The sequence below is a fragment of the Streptomyces calidiresistens genome (genome assembly GCF_014141525.1).
Taxonomy (GTDB): Bacteria; Actinomycetota; Actinomycetes; order Streptomycetales; family Streptomycetaceae; genus Streptomyces; species Streptomyces calidiresistens.
This window is the reverse complement of the sequence record NZ_VKHS01000606.1, coordinates 1-3,418: the sequence shown is the minus strand read 5'-3', so window position 1 is coordinate 3,418 and position 3,418 is coordinate 1. Positions and strand designations below refer to the sequence as shown.

Here is a 3,418-nt window from a genome sequence, read left to right as displayed (position 1 = left end):
GTGCCCCCTTCCCCGTCCCCATCCAAGGAGTTCGGGCCGTACCGAGGGAGATTGATGTCTGTGAACGTTATTGACGCGGCGCGTGACGACGCGGCGTCCCGGGTCGTACTGACCGGTTTCGGCGTGTTCTCCGGCATCGGTGTGGGAGCCGATGAGTTCGCCGAGGGACTGCGGGCGGGCCGCAGCGGCGCGAAACCGATCACGGTGTTCGACACCGAGGGATTCGCGCACGCCAACGGCTGCGAGATCACCGGGGCCGAGCCGGAGCGCTGGATCCACAACCTGCCCGTCGACACCCTGGGCCGCGCCACGAAGTTCTCCGTCGCGGCGGCCCGGATGGCCGTCGAGGCCGCCGGCGTCGACCCGGAGGTTCTGCGCGCCCGACGCGGCATGATCTCCATCGGCACCACCGACGGGGAGTCCTACGACCTCGACCAGCTGGTGGGGACCGAGGTCGGTTCCGGACCCGCCGCCATGGACCCCACCGTGGCCCGGCGCGTCCACCCCAACCGGCTGTCCATCGCCGCCGCGCAGGAGCTGGGACTGTCCAACGTCGAGGCGGTGACCATCGCCACCGCCTGCTCGGCCGGCAACTACGCGATCGGCCAGGGCTTCGACGCGATCCGCTCCGGGGAGGTGGACTACGCGCTCTGCGGCGGCGCGGACGCGATGTGCCGCAAGACCTTCACCGGCTTCTACCGGCTGGGCACGATCGCCCCGGACGTGTGCCGTCCCTTCGACATCGACCGCAAGGGCATCCTCACCGGCGAGGGCGCCGGGGTGCTGATGCTGGAGAGCCTCGCCTCCGCGCGGGCGCGCGGCGCCCGCGTCTACGCCGAGGTGCTCGGCTACGGCATGAACTGCGACGCCTACCACCAGGTCGCGCCGAACCAGGACAGCGTCGCCCGGTGCATGGAGATCGCCCTGGAGAACGCCGGTGTCAAGGCGGAGGAGGTCGACCTCATCTCCGCGCACGGCACCGGGACCAAGGCCAACGACGTGACCGAGTCACGGGCGATCCACGACGTCTTCGGCGACGCCCCGCCCCGGACCGTCTCGCTCAAGTCGATGCTCGGCCACACCATGGGGGCCGCCAGCGCGCTGGCCGCCATCGCCTGCGCCCTGTCGATCCACCACGGATTCATACCGCCCACCATCAACCACCGCGAGACCGACCCCGAGTGCGAGATCGACTGCGTGCCCAACCGGTCCGTCGAGGCGGACCTGCGGGTCGTGCAGAACAACGGTCTCGCCTTCGGCGGCAACAACGCGATCGTGGTCCTCGGCAAGTACCTGGACGGTGCGCGGTGAGACCGTCCATCACCGGCCTGGGTGCCGTGGCGAGCGTCGGCCGCGACGTCGAGGAGATCTTCGGCAGCCTCTGCGCGGGCCGCGGCGGACTCGGTCCGATGCGCGGATTCGACCACGGACTGTACAACGGCAGGCAGCTGTTCGAGATCGACGACCGGTCGGCACCGGGGGTGGACCGCCCGCTGCGGGCCACCGGATTCCTGCTGGACGCCGTCGCCCAGGCCGCCGCGGACGCCGGACTCGGCGACGACCTGTCCGGCATCCCGGTGCTCGTGGGCACCGGGTTGCGCGAACTCCGCTCGGCCGAACTCCGGTGGCGCGACGGCGCGCCGTTCGACATCGACCGGCTGCACTTCGGCACCGCACTGCGGGAGCGGTTCGGCACGGCCGACACCCTCACCGTCTCCAACGCCTGCTCCGCCTCGCTGTACACGCTCGCGCTCGGCGCGGACCTGCTGGCGCTGGGCGAGGCGGACACCGTCGTCGTCGCCGGCGTCGACGCGATCACCGAGAGCATGCACGGCCTGGCGGACCGCGTCCAACCCAACCCGCCGACCTCCCTGCGCACCCTGGACGCCAACCGCCGGGGCACCATCCTCGGCGACGGGGCCGCCGCGGTGGTCCTGCGCCGCGAGGACCTCCGGCGGGGCGAGCGGGCCCGGGGCCGGCTGCGCGGGGTCGGGATGACCTGCGACGCCAAGCACCCCACCGCGCCGGACCGGGAGCAGGTCGCCGAGGCGATGCGGCAGGCCCACCGGCACGCGGGCACCCGGCCGCAGGACATCGACATGGTGATGCTGCACGGCACCGGGACACCGCTCAACGACCTCGTCGAGATCACCGCCTACCGCGAGGTCTTCGGCGACGCCGCGGGCGATCCGGTGGTGACCGGCATCAAACCGATGACCGGCCACACCAGTGGCTCGGCCGGCCTGCTGGGACTCGTGGTCGCCCTGCAGACGATGGCCACCGACCGGGTGCCGCCGCTGGTCAACCTGGACGACCCGATCGAGGAGGCCGCCGGCGTCCGACTGGTGCGCGGCCGGGAGACCAAGCACGAGGTCTCGCTGGCGCAGGTGCACGGATTCGGATTCGGCGGGATCAACGCCGTGGCGATTGTCGAGGGAACATGATGACCGTGATCGTGACCGGCGTCGGCGTCGCCATGCCGGGAGCCGACTCCGTCGCCGCGCTGGTGACGGCCCGGGGCCCGGAGGGCACCGTCGAACCGGCTGCCCTCCTGGGCCGGAAGGGCCTGCGCTACAAGGACCGCGCCACCCAACTCGGCCTGTGCGCCGCCCGGCGCGTGTTGACCGACGCCGGACTGCTCCGCGACGGCGCCACGACCGTCGACGACTCCCGCACGGCGGTCCTGGTCAGCTCCAACCTCGGCAACGTGGACACCGTGTGCCGCGTGACCAGGACGATCGCCGAGGAGGGCACCCACGGGGTGAGCCCGATGGACACCCCCAACGCCTCCAGCAACATCATCGCCTCCGAGATCGCCATCAGGTTCGGGCTGAGGGGCCCGAACCTGACGCTGTGCAACGGACCCGCCTCCGGCCTGGACGCCGTGCGCTGGGGGGTCTCGCTGCTGCGCGCGGACCGCGCCGACCGGGCGGTCGTGGTCGGCGTGGAGCCGGACAACGAGATCGTGCGCGACCTCGTCGGCGGCCCCGTCGTGGACGGCGGCGCGGCGTTGGTGCTGGAGCGGGCCGAGGTCGCCGAGGCCCGCGGGGCCACCCCTCGGGCCGTGATCGGTGCCCACACCAGGGGCCCGGACGTCGCGGGCAACATCGCGGAGCTCGCCGAAGCCGAACCCGACCAGCCGGCCGTCTGGTTCGCGCCCGCCTCCGCCCCGGGCCTGCCCGCCGGCCGCCCCCGCCACGACCTCACCGCGACCTGGGGCGAGCTGTCCGGGGCGCTCGGCGTCGTGCAGTGCGCGGCGGCGATCGGCGCCCTCGACGCCGGAGTCGACGGCCCGGTGTGGGTGGTGGCCGGCACCGACGCCGACGACGGCGTCGCCACGCTGGTGCTGCGCCGGCCCGCGCCGGTCGCGGCCGAACCGGTCCCGAGCCGCTGACCCCACCCCCGGACCCCGCCGGGG

The 3,418-nt window shown here is 73.3% G+C and carries 3 protein-coding genes; all 3 read left to right on the top strand.

Annotation, left to right across the window (positions count from 1 at the left end; genetic code table 11):
• The first annotated feature begins 54 nt into the window (after window positions 1-54).
• Genes FOE67_RS20310 through FOE67_RS20300 form a run of 3 tightly spaced genes read left to right on the top strand, consistent with a single transcriptional unit; the run spans window position 55 to window position 3,394 of the window.
• The gene (locus FOE67_RS20310; protein WP_182666281.1) at window positions 55-1,311 is read left to right on the top strand and encodes a beta-ketoacyl-[acyl-carrier-protein] synthase family protein; all 1,257 of its coding nucleotides are present in this window, start codon (window positions 55-57) and stop codon (window positions 1,309-1,311) included.
• Window positions 1,308-2,444 (top strand): beta-ketoacyl synthase N-terminal-like domain-containing protein, encoded by a 1,137-nt coding sequence (locus FOE67_RS20305; protein ID WP_182666280.1) that lies wholly within the window; start codon window positions 1,308-1,310, stop codon window positions 2,442-2,444. The genes FOE67_RS20310 and FOE67_RS20305 overlap by 4 nt, the downstream gene beginning before the upstream one ends.
• Window positions 2,444-3,394: a beta-ketoacyl synthase N-terminal-like domain-containing protein gene (locus tag FOE67_RS20300; RefSeq protein ID WP_182666279.1), complete on the top strand. Its 951-nt coding sequence runs from the start codon at window positions 2,444-2,446 to the stop codon at window positions 3,392-3,394. The genes FOE67_RS20305 and FOE67_RS20300 overlap by 1 nt, the downstream gene beginning before the upstream one ends.
• Window positions 3,395-3,418 lie beyond the last annotated feature (24 nt).

What these genes read in the sequence shown, in the direction of transcription:
- FOE67_RS20310 (WP_182666281.1), top strand. Translation starts at nt 55, where the DNA reads ATGTCTGTGAACGTTATTGACGCGGCGCGTGACGACGCGGCGTCCCGG.
- FOE67_RS20300 (WP_182666279.1), top strand. Translation starts at nt 2,444, where the DNA reads ATGACCGTGATCGTGACCGGCGTCGGCGTCGCCATGCCGGGAGCCGAC.